At 68.0% G+C, this 20,461-nt stretch carries 22 protein-coding genes; 5 read left to right on the top strand and 17 right to left on the bottom strand.

The features are described from left to right. Positions 1–22: 22 nt before the first annotated feature. A complete protein-coding gene (locus KF796_11560) occupies positions 23–694 on the bottom strand; it encodes an ABC transporter ATP-binding protein (GenBank protein MBX3587269.1) in 672 nt (223 codons plus the stop codon). On the opposite strand from KF796_11560, the gene KF796_11555 reads away from it, so the two are divergent. The 3 genes from KF796_11555 to KF796_11545 are packed head-to-tail and all read left to right on the top strand — an operon-like array spanning position 693 to position 3,489. Further along, entirely contained in the window at positions 693–1,337 is a 645-nt protein-coding gene (locus KF796_11555) for an arylesterase (protein MBX3587268.1), read from the top strand. The genes KF796_11560 and KF796_11555 overlap by 2 nt on opposite strands. Then, positions 1,334–2,395 (top strand): tRNA 2-selenouridine(34) synthase MnmH, encoded by a 1,062-nt coding sequence (gene mnmH, locus KF796_11550; GenBank protein MBX3587267.1) that lies wholly within the window; start codon positions 1,334–1,336, stop codon positions 2,393–2,395. Before KF796_11555 ends, mnmH begins: the two co-directional genes overlap by 4 nt. Continuing rightward, complete coding sequence (locus tag KF796_11545; GenBank protein MBX3587266.1) at positions 2,392–3,489, top strand: SMP-30/gluconolactonase/LRE family protein; 1,098 nt, start codon at positions 2,392–2,394, stop codon at positions 3,487–3,489. The genes mnmH and KF796_11545 overlap by 4 nt, the downstream gene beginning before the upstream one ends. 3 nt (positions 3,490–3,492) lie before the next feature. Here KF796_11545 and KF796_11540 read toward each other — a convergent pair whose 3' ends face one another. Continuing rightward, positions 3,493–3,681, bottom strand: coding sequence for a hypothetical protein (locus tag KF796_11540; protein ID MBX3587265.1), 189 nt, complete (start codon positions 3,679–3,681; stop codon positions 3,493–3,495). A gap of 75 nt (positions 3,682–3,756) precedes the next feature. Further along, a complete protein-coding gene (locus tag KF796_11535; GenBank protein ID MBX3587264.1) occupies positions 3,757–4,980 on the bottom strand; it encodes a PLP-dependent transferase in 1,224 nt (407 codons plus the stop codon). Positions 4,981–5,027: 47 nt separating this feature from the next. Here KF796_11535 and KF796_11530 point away from each other — a divergent pair, with 47 nt between their 5' ends. Then, positions 5,028–5,846, top strand: a complete 819-nt coding sequence (locus tag KF796_11530) for an AraC family transcriptional regulator (protein MBX3587263.1) — start codon at positions 5,028–5,030, stop codon at positions 5,844–5,846. An 88-nt stretch (positions 5,847–5,934) separates the two neighbouring features. Beyond that, entirely contained in the window at positions 5,935–6,375 is a 441-nt protein-coding gene (locus tag KF796_11525) for a VOC family protein (protein MBX3587262.1), read from the top strand. Between the two features lie 42 nt (positions 6,376–6,417). On the opposite strand, the gene KF796_11520 is transcribed toward KF796_11525, so the two are convergent. The 14 genes from KF796_11520 to KF796_11455 all read right to left on the bottom strand — a co-directional run bounded on the left by KF796_11520 (position 6,418) and on the right by KF796_11455 (position 20,425). Next, positions 6,418–6,942 (bottom strand): phosphoribosyltransferase, encoded by a 525-nt coding sequence (locus KF796_11520; protein ID MBX3587261.1) that lies wholly within the window; start codon positions 6,940–6,942, stop codon positions 6,418–6,420. A gap of 75 nt (positions 6,943–7,017) precedes the next feature. Beyond that, positions 7,018–8,349, bottom strand: a complete 1,332-nt coding sequence (locus KF796_11515) for an adenylosuccinate synthase (protein ID MBX3587260.1) — start codon at positions 8,347–8,349, stop codon at positions 7,018–7,020. Positions 8,350–8,363: 14 nt separating this feature from the next. Beyond that, entirely contained in the window at positions 8,364–9,527 is a 1,164-nt protein-coding gene (locus KF796_11510; GenBank protein ID MBX3587259.1) for an ATP phosphoribosyltransferase regulatory subunit, read from the bottom strand. A gap of 70 nt (positions 9,528–9,597) precedes the next feature. Next, entirely contained in the window at positions 9,598–9,786 is a 189-nt protein-coding gene (locus tag KF796_11505) for a DUF2065 domain-containing protein (GenBank protein ID MBX3587258.1), read from the bottom strand. Between the two features lies 1 nt (position 9,787). Continuing rightward, on the bottom strand, positions 9,788–10,687 hold the full coding sequence (gene hflC, locus KF796_11500; GenBank protein MBX3587257.1) for a protease modulator HflC: 900 nt from the start codon (positions 10,685–10,687) through the stop codon (positions 9,788–9,790). A gap of 15 nt (positions 10,688–10,702) precedes the next feature. Further along, positions 10,703–12,073 carry an FtsH protease activity modulator HflK gene (gene hflK / locus KF796_11495; GenBank protein MBX3587256.1) on the bottom strand — a complete coding sequence of 457 codons (1,371 nt, stop codon included), beginning with the start codon at positions 12,071–12,073 and terminating at the stop codon, positions 10,703–10,705. Between the two features lie 42 nt (positions 12,074–12,115). After that, entirely contained in the window at positions 12,116–13,303 is a 1,188-nt protein-coding gene (hflX, locus tag KF796_11490; GenBank protein MBX3587255.1) for a GTPase HflX, read from the bottom strand. A gap of 50 nt (positions 13,304–13,353) precedes the next feature. Then, positions 13,354–13,602: an RNA chaperone Hfq gene (hfq, locus tag KF796_11485; GenBank protein MBX3587254.1), complete on the bottom strand. Its 249-nt coding sequence runs from the start codon at positions 13,600–13,602 to the stop codon at positions 13,354–13,356. Positions 13,603–13,708: 106 nt separating this feature from the next. Beyond that, complete coding sequence (gene der, locus KF796_11480; protein ID MBX3587253.1) at positions 13,709–15,052, bottom strand: ribosome biogenesis GTPase Der; 1,344 nt, start codon at positions 15,050–15,052, stop codon at positions 13,709–13,711. Positions 15,053–15,069: 17 nt separating this feature from the next. Beyond that, positions 15,070–16,140 (bottom strand): outer membrane protein assembly factor BamB, encoded by a 1,071-nt coding sequence (bamB, locus tag KF796_11475; GenBank protein MBX3587252.1) that lies wholly within the window; start codon positions 16,138–16,140, stop codon positions 15,070–15,072. 71 nt (positions 16,141–16,211) lie between these two features. After that, positions 16,212–16,898: a tetratricopeptide repeat protein gene (locus KF796_11470; GenBank protein ID MBX3587251.1), complete on the bottom strand. Its 687-nt coding sequence runs from the start codon at positions 16,896–16,898 to the stop codon at positions 16,212–16,214. A 13-nt stretch (positions 16,899–16,911) separates the two neighbouring features. Next, positions 16,912–18,237: a histidine--tRNA ligase gene (hisS, locus tag KF796_11465; GenBank protein MBX3587250.1), complete on the bottom strand. Its 1,326-nt coding sequence runs from the start codon at positions 18,235–18,237 to the stop codon at positions 16,912–16,914. A gap of 11 nt (positions 18,238–18,248) precedes the next feature. Further along, positions 18,249–19,520 (bottom strand): flavodoxin-dependent (E)-4-hydroxy-3-methylbut-2-enyl-diphosphate synthase, encoded by a 1,272-nt coding sequence (ispG, locus tag KF796_11460; protein ID MBX3587249.1) that lies wholly within the window; start codon positions 19,518–19,520, stop codon positions 18,249–18,251. Next, the gene (locus KF796_11455; GenBank protein MBX3587248.1) at positions 19,520–20,425 is read right to left on the bottom strand and encodes a helix-turn-helix domain-containing protein; all 906 of its coding nucleotides are present in this window, start codon (positions 20,423–20,425) and stop codon (positions 19,520–19,522) included. The genes ispG and KF796_11455 overlap by 1 nt, the downstream gene beginning before the upstream one ends. Positions 20,426–20,461: the final 36 nt, after the last annotated feature.

Genomic DNA, 20,461 nt, shown 5'->3' with positions numbered 1-20,461 from the left:
CGGCAAGCGTGGGGGCCATCTCTCAGGCCGAGATGCGCCCGGCCTCGATGGTGATGCGGCGTTCGCAGCGCGCGGCAATGGCGCGGTCGTGCGTGACCAGGACCAGCGTGGTGCCCTGCTCGCGGTTGAGGTCAAACATGAGCTGCATCACCGTTTCACCGGTTGCGAAGTCCAGGCTGCCGGTGGGCTCGTCGGCCAGCAGCACCGCGGGCTGCACCACAAAGGCCCGGGCCAGCGCCACGCGCTGCTGCTCGCCACCCGACAGCACCTTGGGGTAGTGGCCCAGCCGCGCGGCCAGGCCCACGCGCTCCAGCATCTCGGCGGCGGCGCGGCGCGAGTCCTTGCGGCCCGCGAGCTCCAGCGGCAGCATCACGTTTTCAAGCGCGGTCAGGTTGCCCATGAGCTGGAAGCTCTGGAACACGAAGCCGACCTTCTGCGCGCGCAGCGCGGCGCGGTCGTCCTCATCCATGTCAAACAGATCCTGGCCCGCGAGACGGACCGTACCGCGGGTGGGCGTGTCCAGCCCGGCCACGATGGACAGCAAGGTGCTTTTGCCCGAGCCCGAGGCACCGACAATGGCCGCGGTCTCGCGCGGTGCCAGCGTGAAATCGATATCGCGCAAAATGTCGAGAGTCCCGGTGGAATCCGTGACTGACTTGCATACGTTTTCGACTGAGATGATGGGTTCGGACATGATCAATGCTGGGTGGCGTCGCCGCCACTTTATCGCGGCCGCATTAGCTGGCGGTTATGGGGGTCTCGCGGCCGCCGCGCCTGGCGCTGCGCCGCTGGTGCTGGTGGTGGGCGACTCGCTCAGTGCCGAGTATGGCCTGAAACGCGGCAGCGGCTGGGTCGCCCTGCTCGAACAACGGCTGCAGGCGCAACCCGGCGGCGCGCGGGTGGTCAACGCCAGCATCAGCGGCGACACCACCTCGGGCGGGCGTTCGCGGCTGGGCGCACTGCTGGCCAGGCACCACCCCACGGTGGTGGTGATCGAGCTGGGTGGCAATGACGCGTTGCGGGGCCTGCCCCTGAAGATGACCGAGGACAACCTCACCCAGATGACGCGCGCGGCGCAGAAGGCCGGCGCCAGGGTGCTGCTGGTCGGCATGCAGGTGCCACCCAACTACGGCACCGACTACGCCAACCGCTTCATGGCCCTGTTTGGCAAGGTGGCCCAGGCGACGCGGGCCGCCGTGGTGCCGTTCCTGCTCAAGGGCATCGCCGACGATGCCGACCCGACCCGCCTGTTCCAGCCCGACCGCATTCATCCGCGCGAAGAAGCCCACCCCAGGATGCTCGAGAACGTCTGGCCCGAACTGAAGAAGCTGCTGTGAGCGAAGTCCGTGTTTCCGCCGCCGACGCCGTGCTGCGTCTGGGTGAGTTCAGCACCGTGATCGACGCCCGCAGCGAATCCGAATTTGCACTGGACCACCTGCCCGGCGCGGTCAACTGGCCATCGCTCAACGACGCCGAGCGCAAGGAAGTCGGCACGCTGTACAAGCAGGTCAACCCCTTCGAGGCGCGCAAGCGCGGCGCGGCGCTGGTGGCGGCCAACGTGGCCAGCCACATCACGCGCGAGGTCATGGACAAGCCCCGGCAGTGGCAGCCCCTGGTGTACTGCTGGCGCGGCGGCCAGCGCAGCGGTTCGCTCGCGCTGGTCCTGGGCCAGATCGGGTTCCGGGTGCACCTGGTCGAGGGCGGCTACAAGGCCTTTCGCGCCGCCGTGCTGCAACACCTGCCCGAACTCGCGCAGCGGCTGCAGTTCCGCGTGGTCTGCGGGCCCACGGGCTCGGGCAAGACCCGGCTGCTGCATGCCCTGGCGCGCCAGGGCGCGCAGGTGCTCGACCTGGAGGCCCTGGCCAGCCACCGCAGTTCGGTGCTGGGCACGGTGCCGGGCCTCGCGCAACCCTCGCAGAAGCGGTTTGACACGCTGGTCTGGGACGCCCTGCGCCAGCTGGACCCGGCGCGGCCGGTGTTTGTGGAAAGCGAAAGCAAGAAGGTCGGCGATGTGGCGGTCAATGACGCCTTGATGGCGGCCATGCGCGCCAGCCCCTGCCTGCGCCTGGAACTGCCGGACGACGAGCGCGTGGCCCTGCTGCTCGAGGACTACGCACAGTTCGTCCACGACCCGGCGCTGCTGTGCTCCCGGCTGGAGGTGCTGGTGGAACTGCGGGGCAAGGCCGTGGTGGGCTCCTGGACCGCGCGGGTGCGCGCCGGCGAACTCGAGCCCGTGGTGCGCGAGCTGCTTGCCCTGCACTACGACCCCGGCTACGAGCGGTCCACGCGCAACAACTTCAGCCAGTTCGATGCCGCGCAGCGGATCGCCCCCGGCAACCGCTCGGCCGAGGCCATGGCGCAGCTCGCACAAAAAATCATCAAGGAGACCCCATGAAAAAAGCCCTGGCCGCACTGGCCCTGTTGCTGGCGCTGCTGGCCGCCTACCTGTGCCTGTGGCCGGTGCCGATCGAGCCCGTGAGCTGGAACGCGCCCACGGCGCCAGACTATGCGGGTCCCTTTGCCGTCAATGACCGGCTCGCCAACCTGAAGATGATTGCCCTGGGCAGCGAGGAAGGCCCGGAACACATCGTGATCGGCCGCGACGGCAAGCTCTACACCACGGTGGCCAGTGGCAACATCCTGCGCATGAACCCCGATGGCAGTGGCCAGGAGGTGTTCGTGAACACCGGTGGGCGCGTGCTGGGTTTCGATTTTGACGCCGCCGGCAACCTGGTGGCCGCCGACGCCGAGCGCGGCCTGCTGTCCATCACCCCGGAGCGCAAGGTCAGCGTGCTGGCCGACCAGATCAATGGCGACCCGATCCGCTATGCCGATGCGGTGGTGGTGGCGCGCAACGGCCGGATGTATTTCACCGACGCCTCCACGCGCTTTGGCGCCAAGCAATGGGGTGGCACCTTCGAGGCCAGCGTGCTGGACATCCTGGAGCAGTCCTCCAGCGGCCGGGTCCTTGAATTTGACCCGGCCACGGGCAAGGTGCGGGTGGTGGCGCGCGGCATCGCGTTTGCCAACGGCATTGCGCTGGCCGCCGACGAACAATCGCTGTTTGTCGCGGAAACGGGCAAATACCGGGTCTGGAAAATCAACATCTCCGCGCAGGACCTGAACATCGCGCAAGCCGGCACGCAGGCCTGGCTGGTCTTTGACAACCTGCCGGGCTACCCCGACAACCTGATGCGCGGGCTCGACGGAAAAATCTGGATGGGCCTGGTCAAGCCGCGCAACCCCACCATCGACAAGATGGCCACGCAACCCTTCATGCGCAAGCTCACGCTACGCCTGCCCCGCTTCCTGTGGCCCATCCCCAGGGCCTACGGGCACGTGGTGGCATTCACCGAAGATGGCAAGGTGGTGGCGGACCTGCAGGACCCGGGCGGCGCGTACCCGGAGACCACGGCGGTCACCGAGACCGCCGACCGGCTCTATGTGCAGAGCCTGCACGCCAAGGGGCTGGGCTGGCTGCCGCGCTGAGTGTCAGGATTGGGCGGGCGCGTCGGGCGCCGGCGCGGGGGTGTCGGTGTCAGTGTCGGAGTTGTCACCGGCATCGCTGTCAGAGGGCGAACCGATCTTGCGTTCCGCCTTGGCCTTGAGCTTGTCTTCTTTCTTGCGCTTCTTGGCCAGCTCTTTCTGTCGCTTCTCGTATCCGTAATTGGGTGTGGCCACAAGGCAGTCCGTTTCTTAGGTCTATAGCGCGCACTGTAAGCGATAAAGCCGCTTGTCCAAAGCGCAGCGCCGGGGTTACAGGGCGTCCAGCGCGGCGGCCAGATCGGCCTGGAGGTCTTCCACCGCCTCCAGCCCCACGGAAAAGCGCACCAGCACGCCCGGGTGCGGCCAGTGGGGCCGCATCGAGGGAAGGTCATAGGGTACCACCAGGCTGACTGGCCCGCCCCACGAATAGCCCAGCCGGAAAAGCCGCAGCGCGTCGCAGAAAGCATCGACCTGGGCCGTGCTGTAGCGGCCATCAAACACCACCGAGAACAGGCCCGCGGCCAGCCCGGCGTCCCCGCCCTGCCCGTCGCCGGTGCACAGCGCCCGCCAGTGCTCGTGCCCGGGCGAGCCCGCAAATGCCGGATGCAGCAGCGTGGCGATCTGCGGTTGCTGCTGCAGCCAGGCGGCCAGCGTGCGCGCGGCCGCGTCCTGGGCCCGGTAGCGCAGCGCGATGCTGGGCAGGGCCCGCAGCACGGCCTCTGCGTCATTGGCGCCCACGCCCCAGCCCAGGCGCATGTGGGACAGCTTGAGCCGCAGGTGCAGCGCTTCGTCACGCGTGACCACGCTGCCCATGAGCACGTCGCCGCCGCCGCTGGGGTATTTGGTCAGGGCCTGGACCACGATGTCGGCCCCGCTGCCGGGCGTGAACCGGTCGCCCCGGCCCAGGTCGAAGCCGTTGAAGGCCAGGCCCGCGCCCCAGGTGTTGTCCAGTGCCGAGAGCACGCCGCGCTCGCGGCAGACCCGGGCCAGATCAACCAGTGGCGGGAACTCCATGGTCACCGAGCCCGGGGCCTCCAGCCACACCAGGCGCGTGCGCGGCGTGATGCGGGCCTGCAGGTCGGACGGGTCCATGGGGTCATACAGCTGGTGGCTGATACCCCACTGGGCCAGCTCGCCCTCGGCGAGCGCCTTGCCGGGGCCATAGGCATTGGCGGGAATCAGAAGCTCGTCGCCCGTCCTGAGCAGGGCCAGGTTGACGTTGGCGATGGCCGCCAGCCCGCTGGGCAGCAGCACGCACTGGCGCCCGCCCTCGAGCGTGGCGATGCGCTCTTCCAGCGTGAAGCTGGTGGGCGTGCCGTGCAGGCCATAGGTGTAGCCGGCCTTGTGCTTCCAGTCGCGCGCCCGCATGGCCGCAACGTTGGGGAAGATGACGGTGGAGGCCTTGTAGACGCCCGGCTGCGGGGCTTCAAAGCCCGCCGGGGGCTGGTAGGGGTGGTGGATCAGGTCGGTGGCGATCTTGCTCATGCGAGACATGTTATCCGGCCCGCGACAGCCCCGGGCGGAGGTGCTAAATTGCGCCGATGCTGGTCACCCGCCCGCCCTGCCCTGCGCTGCAGCCCTTCGTCAAAACGCTGTGGGCCGCCGACCCGCAACCCGGGCAGCCCACACGCGCCGGCGCGCGCGAGCATGTGCTGCCCACCGGTGACATGCACATCGCCTTCCGCCTCTGCGGGCCGCCGCTGAAGGTGTTCGAGCACGCCGACGACCGCACCGGCCGCAGCTTCGGCCACGCGGTGGTGGGTGGCGCGCGGTCGGCGCACTATGCCCGCGACACCAGTGCGCCGGGGCGTTCCGCCGGTGCCCAACTGCGCGCGGGCGCGGCCTGGGCCCTGCTGGGCGCGCCGGCCTGCGCGCTCGCCGGGATGCACACCCCGCTGGAGCTGCTCTGGGGCGCTGCCGCCGGCCATGCGCTGGAACAGCTGGACGCGGCAGGTGGCGCCTGGCAGCGGCTGCAGATGCTGGAGCGCCTGCTGCTCGCCCGCCTGCGCGCCGCACACGGCCTGCACCCGGCCGTCGCGCACGGCCTGCAGCGCCTGGTGGCCGGCGCCAGCGTGCGGGACGCGGTGGCGCAAAGCGGCGCCAGCCACCGGCATTTCATCGCGCTGTTCCGCGAGCACACCGGACTGGCGCCCAAGACCTACAGCCGGCTGCTGCGCTTCCAGGGGGCGCTGCGGCGGCTGGCGGCGGAGCCCGGCCTGGGTTGCGCCGAACTGGCGGCCGACATGGGCTACAGCGACCAGGCGCATTTCCAGCGCGACTTCCGCGACTTCGCCGGCCTCACGCCGCAGGACTGGAAGCGCGCGGCGCCGCGGCACACGCACCACGTGCCGGTGCGCTAGAGACGGTTCACCACGTCAATTTTCTTCAATACGGCGCGCCGGCAAGGGCCTACAGTGCGCCCAGGTTCATAGCACAGGAGCACGACACATGGCCATCCACGAACTCTTCCCCTACCTGCACGTCAGCGACGCGGCGCGCGCCATCGACTTCTACACCCGGGTCTTCGGCGTGAAGGAGAAATTCCGCCTGACCGAGCCGGGCGGGCGCATCGGCCATGCCGAGCTGGATTTCAACGGCGCCACCCTGATGCTGAGCGACGAGTACCCCGAGATGAACATCCGTGGCGCCGACAGGTTCGAGGGCACGGCGGTCTCGCTGCACCTCCATGTGGACGACGCCGACGCGCTGATCGCCAAGGCCGTGGCGGCGGGAGCCACCTTGCTGATGGCGCCGCAGGATGCGTTCTATGGGGAGCGTTCCGGCGTGGTGCGCGACCCGTTCGGCCACCGCTGGAACATCGGGCACAGCATCGAGGACGTGGCGCCTGATGAGATGCAGCGCCGCTACGACGCACTGCTCAAGGGCTGAAGTGGCCCGGGCCGGCCCGGCGGGTACCGGGCTGGCCGGCGCTCAGACCTTCCACTTCTCCAGCAACTTTTGCGGCGGCAGGTTGTCGTAGCCCTCGAACGGCTGGTGAATCCAGGGATTGGTCGGCAGGAATTCCACCGAGTAGTCCGGTGAAAATGCCGACAGGCCCTTGGTCCAGATGACGGCGCTGCGCATCTCGGTGATCGGCGGGTAATTGTTCTTGAGCAGGCTGATCACGGCCTTGAGCGTGTGGCCAGAGTCGGCCAGATCGTCCACCAGCAGCACCTTGCCGGCGATCTCGCCCTGCGGAGTGGTGATGTAGCGCGCGATGTCCAGATGCCCCTGCACCGTGCCGGCCTCGGCGCGGTAGGAGCTGGTGGACATGATGGCCAGCGGCTTGTTGAAGATGCGGCTCAGGATGTCGCCGGGGCGCATGCCGCCGCGCGCCAGGCACAGGATGGTGTCGAACGTCCAGCCCGACTGGTGGATCTTGATCGCGAGCTTCTCGATGAGGTTGTGGTACTCGTCGTAACTCACGTAGAGGTGTTTGCCGTCTTCCGTCAACATTCAGATTGCTCCTGATTTGATAGCGGGAAGTGCCCGCTGGACGTGGACTACAGCCACTTTTTACTCGAAATCCGGTCAGTCGGGCAGGTAGGGGTGCCGCATCATGATGGTGTGGTCGCGGTCCGGGCTGGTGGAGATCATGTCGATCGGCACCCCCGTGACCTGCTCGATGCGGTGCAGGTACAGGCGGGCGTTGACGGGCAGCTTGTCGAACTGGGTCACGCCCACCGTGCTGTCGCTCCAGCCTTCCAGCGTTTCGTAGACCGGCTTGCAGCGCGCGATCTCGTCGGCGCCCATGGGCAGGATGTCGGTGTATTCGCCGTCCAGCTCGTAGCCGGTGCACAGCTTGAGCTCCTTGATGCCGTCCAGCACGTCGAGCTTGGTGATGCACAGGCCCGACAGGCCGTTGACCTGGGCGCTGCGCTTGAGCAGGGCCGCGTCGAACCAGCCGCAGCGGCGGTGGCGGCCCGTGGTCACGCCCTTTTCGGCGCCCACGGTCGAGAGGTGGTAGCCCACGGTGCCTGGCGTGGCCCAGTCCAGCTCGGTGGGGAAAGGGCCGCCACCCACACGGGTGCAATAGGCCTTGGTGATGCCCAGGATATAGTGCAGCATGCGCGGGCCCACGCCCGCGCCCGCGGCCGCGTTGCCGGCCACGCAGTTGCTTGAGGTCACATAGGGGTAGGTGCCGTGGTCCACGTCCAGCAGCGTGCCCTGGGCGCCCTCGAACAGCAGGTTGGCGCCGCGCAGGTGGGCCTCGTTGAGCTCGCGCGACACGTCGGCCATCATGGGCTTGAGCAGTTCGGCATGCTTCATGGCCTCGTTGAACACGCTGTCGAAATCGACGGCCTGCGCGCCCAGCACCTCCACCAGCACGTGGTTGTGCAGGTCCAGCAGCACGCGCAGCTTTTCGGCAAAGCGCTCGGGGTGCTTCAGGTCCTGCACGCGCAGCGCGCGGCGCGCGATCTTGTCCTCGTAGGCCGGGCCGATGCCGCGCCCCGTGGTGCCGATCTTCTCGGTGCCACCCTTCTCGCGGTAGGTCTCGCGCGCCACGTCCAGCGCCGAATGAAAGGGCAGGATCAGCGGGCAGGCTTCGGAGATGCGCAGCCGCGAGCGCACTTCGACGCCGGCCTTCTCCAGGCCCTCGATCTCCTCGAACAGCTTGGCGGCCGACAGCACCACGCCGTTGCCGATGTAGCACTTCACGCCGGGGCGCATGATGCCGCTGGGGATCAGGTGCAGGGCCGTCTTGACCCCGTTGATCACGAGCGTGTGGCCCGCGTTGTGGCCGCCCTGGAAGCGAACCACGCCCTGGGCCATTTCGGTCAGCCAGTCCACCAGCTTGCCCTTGCCCTCGTCACCCCACTGGGTGCCGACGACCACGACGTTACGACCAACTGTCTTGTTCATAAGGATAGAAACTTTCAGGAAAGGGCTTTGACGACCCACTGGCCGGCAGCCTGGGTCAGTTCACGGTCGCAATGGAATTCGTCGACCTCGCTGTCATGGCCTGGCAGCACGCAGACCACGGTTTCGCCGCGCTGGCGCAGCGCGGCGATGGCGGCGCGCAGGGCCGAGGCCGGTTCGCCGTTGTCCAGCCAGGGGGCGCGGATGGCGGCACGCAGGGGCCGGGGCGGCACCACGCCGACCAGGCCGCGCACGTCCAGGCTGAAGCCCACGGCCGGCCGGTTGCGGCCGAAGACCGCCCCCACTTCGTCATAGCGCCCGCCGCGCACCAGTGCGTCACTGGCGCCCTGGGCGTACACCGCGAAGCGCGCGCCGCTGTAATAGGCATAGCCGCGCAGGTCGGCCAGGTCAAAGCTCACGCGCGTGGCGTCCAGGTGGCTGGCCAGCCATTTCAGGTTTGACAGCGCTTCACGCAGCACAGGCGTGGCGGGCAGCACCTTTTCTGCCTCGGCCAGCACCTGGGCGTCGCCGTACAGTCGGGTGAGTGCCAGCAGGCTCTCGCGCACGGCTGCGGGCAGGCCGCGAGCCAGGCTGGCCAGTTCGCTGGCGTCCTTGGCCGCGAGTGCCGCATGCACCCGGGCCGTCTGCTCAGCGTCCAGCGCGGCGTCGGCCAGCAGCGAGCGCACGATGCGCGCGTCGCCCATGTCGACCAGGACGTCGCTGGCGCGCGCGGCTTTCAGGCAGTCCAGGGCCAGCAGCAAGGCCTCCAGGTCGGCCTCGAGCCCGGCATGGCCATAAATTTCAGCGCCGAACTGCAGCGGCTCGCGCGTGGCATGGGGCCGGTCAGGCCGCGTGTGCAGCACCGGACCGCAGTAGCACAGGCGCGCGACACCCTGGCGGTTCAGCAGGTGGGCGTCGATGCGGGCGACCTGGGGCGTGGTATCGGCCCGCAGGCCCATCATCCGGCCCGAGAGCTGGTCAACGAGCTTGAAGGTCTGCAGGTCCAGCGCTTCGCCGGTGCCGGTGAGCAGGGACTCGAGATGCTCAAGCAGCGGCGGCATGACCAGCTCATAGCCATAGCCGCGGGCCGTATCGAGCAGATCACGACGGAGTTCTTCGATGTGCCGGGCCTCGGAAGGCAAAACATCGGCTATGTGATCCGGCAGGACCCAGGCGGACATGATTTGTGGGGGCTGTTAAAAACAGTATTTTACCGGCCCCGGCCGGCGCACCCGGCGGCAAGGCCGCAAGTCAGGACACGAGCCAGAGCAGGGCCAGGCCACCGATGACGCTGCACAGGCCGAAAAACCGCAACTGGCCGTCCTGCAGGCCCAGCAATTTGTGGAACATGCGCCGCCAGCCTCCGGGGGAAATCAGCGGGAACAGGCCCTCGATCACCAGGACCAGGGCCATGGCGGCCCAGAACGTGGCGCTGTCCAATTTATTTCTTGGCGGGGCCCGTGCCACCGCCGCTGCGCAGGACCTTGAAGAACTCCGATGACGAAGGATCGAGCACCATCACGTCGCTCTTCTTCGCGAAGCTGGCCTTGTAGGCGTCCAGGCTGCGGTAGAACTGCGCGAACTGCGGGTCGCGGCCAAAGGCCTCGGCGTAGATCTTCGCGGCCTCGGCATCGCCCTCGCCCTTGATCTTCTGGGCTTCACGGTAGGCATTGGCCACCGTGACTTCGCGTTGCCGCTCGGCCTCGGCACGGATCTTTTCGCCCTCGGCAAAACCGGTCGAACGCAGTTCGTTGGCCACGCGCTTGCGCTCGGCCTCCATGCGCCGGTAGACCGACTCGGTGATGGCCTCGACGTAATCGACGCGCGTGATCCGCACATCCACCACGTCCACGCCCCAGGGCTTGGCGCCCTTGACCACCTCGAGCACCTCGCGCTTGACGTCGGCCATCAGGGCCTCGCGCTTGGTGGACAGCAGGTCCCTGACCGTGCGCTTGTTGATCTCTTCCTGGAAGGCATTGCGCACCACGCGGTTGAGCTGGTTGGCGCCCGCGCTTTCATCCAGGCCGACGTTGCGGATGTATTCCGACGGATCCGCCACGCGCCAGCGCACATACCAGTCGATCACCACGCGCTGCTTCTCCAGCGTCAGCATGGGCTCGGTGTCGGTGCTGTCCAGCGTGAGCAGGCGCTTGTCGATGTACGACACGTTCTGGAACGGCGGCGGCAGCTTGAAGTTGAGCCCGGGCTCGGTGATGACTTCCTTGATCTGCCCCAGCGCGTAGACCACGCCAAACTGGCGCTGGTCCACCACGAACAGCGTGGAGCTGAGCAGGGCCAGGGCCACCAGCAGGGTGGAGACGATAAATCCGATTCTGTTCATGTTGATGTCCCTGCCTCAGCGCGTTTCGCGGTCGCGGGTGCGGGCGCCATCGCGGGCCCGGGAGTCACTGGCCAGGCCCGAGGCCGCGCCCGGCACCACCGGCGCCGTCGCGGGAGCCGACGTCTCGGGCACGGCCCCGCCGGCCTGCGTGGCCTGCTGCATGAGCTTGTCCAGCGGCAGGTACAGCAGGTTGGAGCCCTGTTTCGAGTCGATCAGGACCTTGGTCACGTTGCCGTAGATCTGCTGCATGGCGTCCAGGTACATGCGGTCGCGCGTGACCTGGGGCGCCTTCTGGTATTCGGTGAGCACCGAGCGGAAGCGCTGCGCGTCACCTTGCGCCTGGGCCACGATGCGCGCCTTGTAGGCCTCGGATTCTTCCTTGAGCCGCGAGGCGGCGCCCACGGCGCGGGGCACCACGTCGTTGGCATAGGCCTGGGCCTCGTTCTTGGCGCGCTCGCGCTCCTGGCCGGCCTTGAGCACATCGTCAAACGCGGCCTGCACCTGCTCGGGCGGGCGCACGCCCCCCTGCTGGAGGTTGATGCCCACCACCTCGATGCCCACCTTGTAGCGGTCCAGGATGGATTGCATGAGCGTGCGCACGCGCGGCGCGATCTGGTCGCGCTCCTCGGCCAGCGCGGTGTCCATCTTCATCTTGCCAATCACTTCACGCACCGCGGTTTCAGCGGCCTGGACCACGGCCTCGGTGGGGTTCTTGCTCTCAAACAGGAACGCCCGCGCGTCGCTGAGCCGGTACTGAACGGCGAACTTGATCTCGACGATGTTCTCGTCCTCGGTCAGCATGGCCGACTCGCGCAGGCCGGTGGCCTTGATCACCGTGTCGCGGCCCACATCGACCGAACGGATCTGCGTCACAAACACCAGTTCATGGCGCTGGATCGGGTAAGGCAGGCGCCAGTTGAAGCCGGCCCCCACCGTGGACCGGTATTTGCCAAACTGCGTGATGACGGCCTGCTGGCCTTCCTGCACGATGAAGAAGCCGGTGCCCAGCCAGATCAGGACAACCACGCCCGCAATCAGGCCGGCACCGATGCCTGCGCTTTTCATGTCGGGCTGGAAGTTCCCGCCGCCATTGCCGCCCCCGGGGCCATCGGGCCGGCGGCCACGGCCGCCGCCAAACAGGCCGCCCAGCTTGCGGTTGAAATCGCGCCAGAGTTCGTCCAGGTCCGGCGGGCCCTGATTGGGACCCTGCCCGCGTCCGCCCTGGCCCCCGCCATTGTTCTGCGGCGGCTGGCTTTCGGGCGGCTTGCTGTCGTCGGCGGCGGGCTTGTCATCGCCACGGCCCCAGCGCGGGTCGTTCAGATTGAACATGCCCCGGAGGCGGCCCGGGCGCCAGGCCCAGGCGGCGCTGCGTAGTTTGAGGTTCATTCGTTGCGGTCTCGCTTCTTGTCGTGCCCTGATTGTGCCCAATCAGGCCGCGGTCTCATGCAAAGGGGCAGCATGCTGAGGGGGTATGCCGGCCGCGTCGCGTTCGAGCACCGCCTGCACCAGTTGCTCCCTCAGCGCAGGCAGGCCCACGGCCGTGCGCGCACTCACGAACAGCCGGGGGACGGGCGTGCCGTCAAGCTCGTACATGTCCGCCAGTTGCAGGGGCTGCTGGGCGATTTCAAGGGCGTCGAGCTTGTTGAACACCAGGACCTGCGGAATCGCGTCGGCGCCGATCTCGGCCAGCACACGCTGGACCTCGCCGATCTGCTCGGGGAAATGGGGGTTGGCCGCGTCGACCACATGCAGCAGCAGGTCGGCATCGGTGGCCTCCTGCAGCGTGGCCTGGAAGGCGTCGATCAGCCCGTGCGGCAGGTCGCGGATGAAGCCGACGGTGTCCGACAGCGACACGGAGCGTCCCCCGCCCTGCCCGTCGCCAAGATACAGCTGGCGCGTGGTGGTGTCCAGCGTGGCGAAAAGCTGGTCGGCCGCATAGGCGCGGGCCTTGACCAGGGCGTTGAACAGCGTGGATTTACCGGCGTTGGTGTAGCCCACCAGCGAGATGTTGAAGGCGCCCTGGCGCTCCCGGTGGCGGCGCTGGGTCTGGCGCTGGCGCTTGACCTTGACCAGGCGGTCCTTGGTGCGCTTGATCGCTTCGCCGATCATGCGCCGGTCCAGCTCGATCTGCTTCTCGCCCGGACCGCCGCGCACGCCGGCGCCACCGGTCTGGCGCTCCAGGTGCGACCAGCGCCGCACCAGCCGCGTGCTCACGTACTGCAGCCGGGCCAGTTCCACCTGGAGCTTGCCTTCGTGGCTGCGCGCGCGCTGGGCGAAGATCTCCAGGATCAGCAGCGTGCGGTCGTTGACCGGCAGGCCGATGTGGCGCTCCAGGTTGCGCTGCTGGGCGGGACTCAGGGATTGGTCGAACAGCACCTCCACGGCGCCGGTCTGGGCGGCCAGGGCCTTGATTTCATCGGCCTTGCCGCTGCCGATGAACAGCGCGGCGTCGGGCGCCTTGCGCTTGCAGGTGATGCGGGCCACCGGCGTGAGGCCGGCGGTCTGGGCCAAAAGGCCCAGTTCCTCGAGCTCGCCGTCGAAATGCGGCAGCCCGAGATCCACCCCCACCAGCAGGGCCGGGGTGGTCGGTGACTCAGGCGCGACGGACGAACTCAAATCAGCTGGCAATCCGGGAAACAGGCACGTCCGCCAGCGAGGCCGCGCGCTCAGGCAGCGCTGGCTTCGTCGCCTTCGGCCGTGCTGAAATTCACGGCCCGGCCCGGCACAATGGTCGAGATGGCGTGCTTGTACACCATCTGGGTGACCGTGTTGCGCAACAGGACCACGTATTGGTCAAAAGACTCAATCTGACCCTGGAGCTTGATGCCGTTGACGAGGTAAATCGACACCGGAACATGCTCGCGACGCAGGGTGTTGAGGAATGGGTCTTGTAAAAGCTGCCCTTTATTGCTCACGATATTCTCCGTGTTCGGAAGTGTTGTTGGAATGCACACCTTACCACAGGCCAAGCGCCCGGTGGCCGGTTCAGGACCAATTCCCGCAAAGGAAGGGGCCAACCCGTCAGTCTTCGTCCTTGTCCGCGTACGGGTTGTGGGCGGTTTTCATCTCGATGCGCAGCGGCGTGCCGATCAGGTTGAATTCCTTGCGGATGCGGCCTTCGAGGAAGCGTTTGTAGGCTTCGGTGACGTGGTCGAGCGAATTGCCATGGACCACCACCACGGGGGGGTTCATGCCGCCCTGGTGGGCGTAGCGCATCTTGGGGCGGAACATGCCGGCCCGCTTGGGGGCCTGGAACTGCACGGCTTCCTGAAGCAGCCGGGTCAGAACCGGGGTTGACATCTTGCAGGTGGCCGACTTGTGGGCCTGCGTGATCGAGGCCCAGACCGGCCCCAGCCCCTGGCGCTTGCGCGCCGAGATGAAATGCACGGCCGCAAACTTCAAAAACACCAGGCGGGTCTCGATGGAGCGCTGCAGCAGTTCGCGCTGGTAGTCGTCCACGGCGTCCCACTTGTTGATGGCCAGCACCACGGCACGCCCACTTTCCAGGATGTAGCCCGCGATGTGGGCGTCCTGGTCGGTCACGCCCTGGGTGGCGTCAAGCAGGAGCAGGACGACATTGGCCGATTCGATGGCCTGCAGCGTCTTGACCACCGAGAACTTCTCGATCGCCTCGAACACCCGGCCCTTGCGGCGCAGGCCTGCCGTGTCGATGAGCTCGAAGCGCTGCCCGTTGCGCTCGAACGGCACGCTGATGGCGTCGCGCGTGGTGCCCGGCAGGTCGAAGGCCACCAGCCGCTCCTCGCCCAGCCAGGTGTTGATCAGGGTGGACTTGCCGACATTGGGCCGGCCGGCCACGGCCAGCTTGATGACCGCGGCATCCGCGGCCTGCTCATCGTCATCGGGGTCGGGCAGGTGCAGCGGCTCCAGCGCCAGCTCGACCAGGCTGCGGATGCCCTCGCCATGGGCTGCGGAAATCGGGTGCACCTCGCCCAGGCCCAGTTCGTAGAACTCGGTGAGCTGGATGCCCTCGCGCATGCCCTCGGCCTTGTTGGCCGTGAGCACGGTGGGCTTGCCCAGCTTGCGCAGGTAGCGCGCGATGTCATGGTCCTGGGCTGACAGCCCGCCGCGCGCGTCCACCACGAAGATGACCACGTCGGCTTCGGCGACGGCCTGCCGCGTCTGCTTGGCCATCTCCATGTAGATGCCGCTTTCGGCCGTGGGCTCGAAGCCCCCGGTATCGACAGCGATGAATTCATGCTTGCCCAGGCGGCCGTTGCCGTAATGGCGGTCGCGGGTCAGCCCGGCAAAGTCGGCGACGATCGCGTCGCGGGTCTTCGTCAGCCGGTTGAAGAGCGTGGATTTGCCGACATTGGGGCGGCCGACCAGGGCAATGACTGGTTTCATGGGGACCGCCGGGGCGCCTATTCGGGCGTGTAGCCGAAAACGCCACCGCCTCGCGTGACCACCACCAGGGTGCCGCCGGCCAGCACCGGCTGGGCCGCAATCGCGGTGCCGTCGGTGCTCAGACGGTTCAGCAGGGTGCCGTCTTCCCGCGACAGCAGGTGCACGAAGCCCGTGCTGTCGCCAAAGGCGACCGAACGGCCCACGGCGAGCGGCGCCGTCAGGCCGCGGTACTGGAGACGGTCGGTGGACCAGGCGCGCTCGCCATCGGCGCGGCGCCAGGCCATGACCTTGCCGTCACTCTCGGCGCCGAACAGCAGCCGGTCGTCGCCATCAATGCCCACGGAACCGGAAGCGGGCTGGGTCCACTCCAGATTGCCCCGTGCGGCGTTGACACAGCCCACGTTGGCCTGGAAGGCACGGGCACAGACTTCATTGCCCACGCGGCTGACGCCGCTGACGAGGTCCACCAGGCGCTCCACGTCGTTGGTGCCGCGCGGACTGGCCAACGGGGCCTCCCAGCGCGAGCTGCCATTGAGCGGGTTCATGCCCACCAGCCGGCCCGACAGGCCGACCACCAGGGTGTCGCCCACCGCCAGCATCACACCGGCCTGGCGCAGCACCAAGGGCTCGCCGGGGCGCTGCTGGGTCCAGAGACGGCGGCCGGTCTGGCCGTCGAACGCGCTCACCGAGCGGTCCGCCGCCAGCACGAAGACGCGTGCACCCGCCACCAGAGGCGCGGTGTAGACCTGCGCTGGCAGCTTCTGGCGCCACAATTCCTTGCCGGCCGACAGCACCACGAGGTCGTTGGCCGTGGTGACCACGGCGGCCAGATGGCCGTCGCTGCCCACCCCGGCGGCAATCGGCGCACCCGCACTGGCGCGCCAGAGGTCGCGACCGGTGGCTGCGTCAATGGCGGCAATGGTGCCATCGCTGCTGGCCACCGCGACCGTGCTGCCGGTCACCCGAGCCTGCAGCGGAAAAGCCACCTCCCCCACCCGCGCGGTCCACGCCAGGCGCACGCCGATCAGCGCGGTGTTGGGCGCGAGTTCCGCGGGCTTGGGCTTTTCAGGGCGGCTGGAACAGGCCATCAGGCTTGCTATCAATACAATAGCGCCCAGTGCCCGCGCAGCTTGGACTACAGGCTGAAATGGCTTGGAATTCACGGCTTGGCTCCGGTCCCGGCACTGGCGGTCTGCGAAAGCGGCTGCGGGTCAACGCCCATGGAATTGAGCTTGACCTCGACCAGACGGCGGTACTCGCTGCGCTCCTCAAAGCCCTTGTAGGCCTTGGTGAACTCCTCGCGGGCCTCGGCCCGCTTGCCCTGCAGCAGGTAGATGTCGCCGCGGCGGTCTGCCACCAGCGCATCGAACTCGGGCGGTACGGACTCGGCCAGCTGCTTGAGCGCCTCGTCGTAGGCCTTGGTGTCCATGAGCACGCCGGCCAGGCGCAGGCGCGCAATGGCCTTGTAGCCTTCATCCGACGCATTGCCGGCCACCCAGGCCAGCGCGGCCTTGGCCTCGTCAATCTTGCCCGTGGCATAGAAGGTCTTGGCGGCCAGCAGGGCCGCCTGCGGTGCGTAGGCGGTGCTGGCGAACTTGTCCTTCATGTCGGCCAGGCTGCGCTCCAGCCGCGCCGCGTCGCCGGCCTTGGCCGCGCGGTCGACTTCGTCGTACATGGCCGCGGCCTGAGCGGCCTGGTTGCGTTGCCAGTATTGCCAGCCGTTCCAGGCCGCGATCGAGCCAAAGACCACGATCAGGGCCCAGGTGATCAGATTGCCGTATTGCTTCCAGAAGTGCTTGAGCTGGTCAAGCTGCTCCTGTTCTTCGAGATCGAGATGTTTTGCCATGGAGTGTGTTGGTTCAAGCCCGCGATTGTAGGGTGGCGGCCCAGGTGGCCACCTCGGCCAGGGGCTGGCGGGTCTGGGCGCCGGCGCCATCGCGCAGGGATTTGAGGGTCACGGCCCCTTGGGCCAGCTCGTCCGCGCCAAACACCAGCGCATGCCGGGCCCCGCTGGCGTCGGCCTTTTTGAACTGCGATTTCATGCTGCCCAGCCCGTCGGCCGTGGCCGCATGCATCTGCACGCGAATGCCAAGCTCGCGCAGCTGCTGCAGCGTTTTCAGGGCCACCGGCATGGCCGACAGCTCCGGCACCACCGCATAGGCGTCGGGCACCGGCGCGGGGACCCCGGCGCCCTGCTCCTTGAGCAGATCCAGCACGCGTTCGATGCCCAAAGCCCAGCCCACCGCCGGCGCGGGCTTGCCGCCGATCTGGGCAATCAAATCGTCATAGCGGCCACCCGCGCACACCGTGCCCTGCGCGCCGAGCCGGTCGGTCACGAACTCGAACACCGTGAGGTTGTAATAGTCCAGGCCCCGCACCAGGCGCGGATTGATCGTGAAGGCGATGTCATTCGCCTTCAGGATGGCCTGCAGGCCGTCAAAGTGCGCAAGCGATTCGGCGCCCAGGAAGTCAATCAGCCGGGGGGCCGACTCGACCACGTCCTTCATGGCGGGGTTCTTGGTATCCAGAATGCGCAGCGGGTTGCTGTGCAGGCGCCGCTTGCCGTCCTCGTCGAGCTTGTCGGCATGCTGCTCGAAGTGGGCAATCAGCCGGGCACGGTGCAGGGCGCGCTCGGCGGGCTGGCCCAGGCTGTTGAGCTCCAGGCGGACGTCGGCCAGGCCAATGGCTTTCCACAGCGCGCTGGCCAGCAGGATCAGTTCGGCATCGACATCGGGGCCGGCGAAGCCCAGGGCCTCGGCGCCAATCTGGTGGAACTGGCGGTAGCGCCCGCGCTGCGGCTTCTCGCGGCGAAACATCGGGCCCGTGTACCACAGGCGCCTGGGGCCGTCGTAGAGCATGTTGTGCTCGATCACGGCGCGCACCAGGCCGGCCGTGTTCTCGGGCCGCATCGCCAGGTGCTCGGCCTGCCCGTGCTTGTCGGAGCGGTCCTCGAAGGCGTACATCTCCTTCTCGACGATGTCGGTCACTTCGCCGATGCCGCGCACGAACAAGGCGGTGTGCTCCAGGACCGGGGTGCGGACGTTGCGGTAGGCATAGCGGTCCATCAGCTCGCGCACCGTGGCCTCGAGCCACTCCCAGCGCGCCGACTCGGGCGGCAGGATGTCGTTCATGCCCTTGACCGCGGTCAACTTCCCCGCCTTCGCGGCACTGACTTTCTCAACCATGGATATCCCGTTCAGGCGGCCTGGCGCGCTTCTTCGCCAAACCGCTTCTCGATGTAGTTTTCAACCAGCTGGTGGAACTCGGCCGCGATGTTGTCGCCCCGCAGGGTGAGCGCCTTCTCGCCATCGATGTAGACCGGTGCCGCGGGGGCTTCCCCCGTGCCCGGCAGGCTGATGCCGATGTCGGCATGCTTGCTTTCGCCCGGTCCGTTGACAATGCAGCCCATCACGGCCACTTTCATCTTCTCGACACCCGGGTACTTCTTGCGCCACACCGGCATCTGGGCGCGCAGGTAGTCGTCGATCTGCTTGGCCAGCTCCTGGAAGGTGGTGCTCGTGGTGCGCCCGCAGCCCGGGCATGCCGTGACACTGGGCACGAAGCTGCGCAGGCCCAGGGACTGCAGGATTTCGGAGGCGATCACCACCTCCTGCGTGCGGGCCTCGCCGGGCTGCGGCGTGAGCGACACGCGAATGGTGTCGCCAATGCCCTCCTGCAGCAGGATGCCCAGCGCCACCGACGACGCCACCGTTCCCTTGGTGCCCATGCCGGCCTCGGTCAGGCCCAGGTGCAGCGCGTAGTCGCAGCGGCGCGCCAGTTCGCGGTACACCGAGACCAGGTCCTGCACCCCGCTGACCTTGCACGACAGGATGATCTGGTCGCCGTCCAGGCCCATCTCCTGGGCGCGCCGCGCGGAGTCAATGGCCGAGGTCACCAGCGCTTCGTACATCACGCTCTTGGCGTCCCAGGGCTCGGCGCGCTGGCTGTTGGTGTCCATCAGGCTGGCCAGCAGTTCCTGGTCGAGGCTGCCCCAGTTGACGCCGATGCGCACCGGTTTCTTCCAGCGCATCGCGGCCTCGATCATCTGGCCGAACTGGCGGTCATGCTTGTCGCCCTTGCCCACATTGCCGGGATTGATGCGGTACTTGGACAGCGCTTCTGCGCAGGCGGGGTAGTCGGTGAGCAGGCGGTGGCCGTTGTAGTGAAAGTCCCCGATCAGGGGCACGTCAATGCCCATGCGGTCGAGCTGCTCGCGGATGTAGGGCACCTGCTGGGCCGCCTCGGGCGTGTTCACCGTGATGCGGACCAGTTCGGAGCCCGCCACGGCAAGCTCCTTGACCTGGATGGCCGTGCCGATCGCGTCCACCGTATCGGTGTTGGTCATGGACTGGACGCGCACCGGCGCATCGCCGCCCACGGTGACCGTCCGCGCCCCCCAGGCAATGCGGGCCTGGCGGTTCTTGCGCACCAGGGCAGACGCGGGTTCGATGGGCAGACAGGCTTGCATCACTTGACCTCGAATCGGGCAACATTGTCCTTGGACAAGGCCGTCAGGTCGAATGGCTTGCCGCGGACCTGGACCACCGTGGCATCGGCACGCCCGATCACCACCGACAGCGGCAAGGCGCCACTCGCGCCCACGGTTTCGCCGGGCGCCAGGATCTTGCGCACGGCGACCACGCCCTTGGCATCGGTCACTTCGACCCAGGACTCACCCTTGGCCTTGAACACCACCACCCCGGTGGTCGGCAGCGCAGGGGCGCTGGCCGCAGCCAGGGGGGCGGCCGCGGCAGCAGGCACCGCTGCGGGAGTGAGCACCACGGTGGGGCTGGCCACGGTCGGTGTCGACACGGCAGCGGACAGCGTGGGAGAAACCGATGCAGCGGTCACGGCCGGAGCAGCCGGTGACACCACCACCGTGGTGCCGGGCGGAACGTCACCCCCCGGGGGCATGACCATCACGGACGGCGCAGCAGGCGTCACGACAGCCTCGCCTTCGCCCTGCACGCCCCGGGCGGCCTTCTGCATGGAGGGCAGAAAAATCAGCACCAGAGCGCCCAGCAGCAGAACCGCCACCACCATGAACACCGGCTTGGTCAACTGGTCCATCCACGAGGACCGCGCCATGTCGTTGGGCGGACGGAACGGGGCGTTGATGCCGCTCTGGTCGTGGGCCAGCCGCGGCACGGCCGTCTGGGGCAAGCGGGCCAGAACCGGCGCCGGATCGACCTTGAGCGTGCGGCAGACGCTGGAGGCCAGTGCCCGCACAAACACCGCGTCGGGCAGCAGGTCCAGCCGGTCTTCCTCCAGCGCCTCGAGCTTGCGCACGGGCACCTTGAGCGATACCGCCAGCGCGGCAATGTGCAGCCCGGCGGCCTCACGCGCGTCGCGCAGCAAGGCGCCGGCGGTCATGCCGCCATCGCCCGCCGGCCCCTGGGCCCCTGTCAA

Origin of the sequence: Ramlibacter sp., from assembly GCA_019635435.1 — a bacterium.
In the GTDB taxonomy this organism is placed as follows: Bacteria; Pseudomonadota; Gammaproteobacteria; order Burkholderiales; family Burkholderiaceae_C; genus JAHBZM01.
The sequence above is the reverse complement of the archived record's forward strand: the minus strand, read 5'-3'. Positions and strand labels throughout refer to the sequence as shown.

Coding starts and splice junctions, on each gene's coding strand:
- hflC (MBX3587257.1), bottom strand. CDS start 10,687: ATGAACAGAATCGGATTTATCGTCTCCACCCTGCTGGTGGCCCTGGCC.
- KF796_11555 (MBX3587268.1), top strand. CDS start 693: ATGATCAATGCTGGGTGGCGTCGCCGCCACTTTATCGCGGCCGCATTA.
- KF796_11560 (MBX3587269.1), bottom strand. CDS start 694: ATGTCCGAACCCATCATCTCAGTCGAAAACGTATGCAAGTCAGTCACG.
- der (MBX3587253.1), bottom strand. CDS start 15,052: ATGAAACCAGTCATTGCCCTGGTCGGCCGCCCCAATGTCGGCAAATCC.
- KF796_11510 (MBX3587259.1), bottom strand. CDS start 9,527: ATGTCCGCCTGGGTCCTGCCGGATCACATAGCCGATGTTTTGCCTTCC.
- bamB (MBX3587252.1), bottom strand. CDS start 16,140: ATGGCCTGTTCCAGCCGCCCTGAAAAGCCCAAGCCCGCGGAACTCGCG.
- KF796_11470 (MBX3587251.1), bottom strand. CDS start 16,898: ATGGCAAAACATCTCGATCTCGAAGAACAGGAGCAGCTTGACCAGCTC.
- KF796_11545 (MBX3587266.1), top strand. CDS start 2,392: ATGAAAAAAGCCCTGGCCGCACTGGCCCTGTTGCTGGCGCTGCTGGCC.
- hflK (MBX3587256.1), bottom strand. CDS start 12,073: ATGAACCTCAAACTACGCAGCGCCGCCTGGGCCTGGCGCCCGGGCCGC.
- KF796_11530 (MBX3587263.1), top strand. CDS start 5,028: ATGCTGGTCACCCGCCCGCCCTGCCCTGCGCTGCAGCCCTTCGTCAAA.
- KF796_11520 (MBX3587261.1), bottom strand. CDS start 6,942: ATGTTGACGGAAGACGGCAAACACCTCTACGTGAGTTACGACGAGTAC.
- KF796_11455 (MBX3587248.1), bottom strand. CDS start 20,425: ATGACCGCCGGCGCCTTGCTGCGCGACGCGCGTGAGGCCGCCGGGCTG.
- ispG (MBX3587249.1), bottom strand. CDS start 19,520: ATGCAAGCCTGTCTGCCCATCGAACCCGCGTCTGCCCTGGTGCGCAAG.
- KF796_11515 (MBX3587260.1), bottom strand. CDS start 8,349: ATGAACAAGACAGTTGGTCGTAACGTCGTGGTCGTCGGCACCCAGTGG.
- KF796_11525 (MBX3587262.1), top strand. CDS start 5,935: ATGGCCATCCACGAACTCTTCCCCTACCTGCACGTCAGCGACGCGGCG.
- hisS (MBX3587250.1), bottom strand. CDS start 18,237: ATGGTTGAGAAAGTCAGTGCCGCGAAGGCGGGGAAGTTGACCGCGGTC.
- KF796_11535 (MBX3587264.1), bottom strand. CDS start 4,980: ATGTCTCGCATGAGCAAGATCGCCACCGACCTGATCCACCACCCCTAC.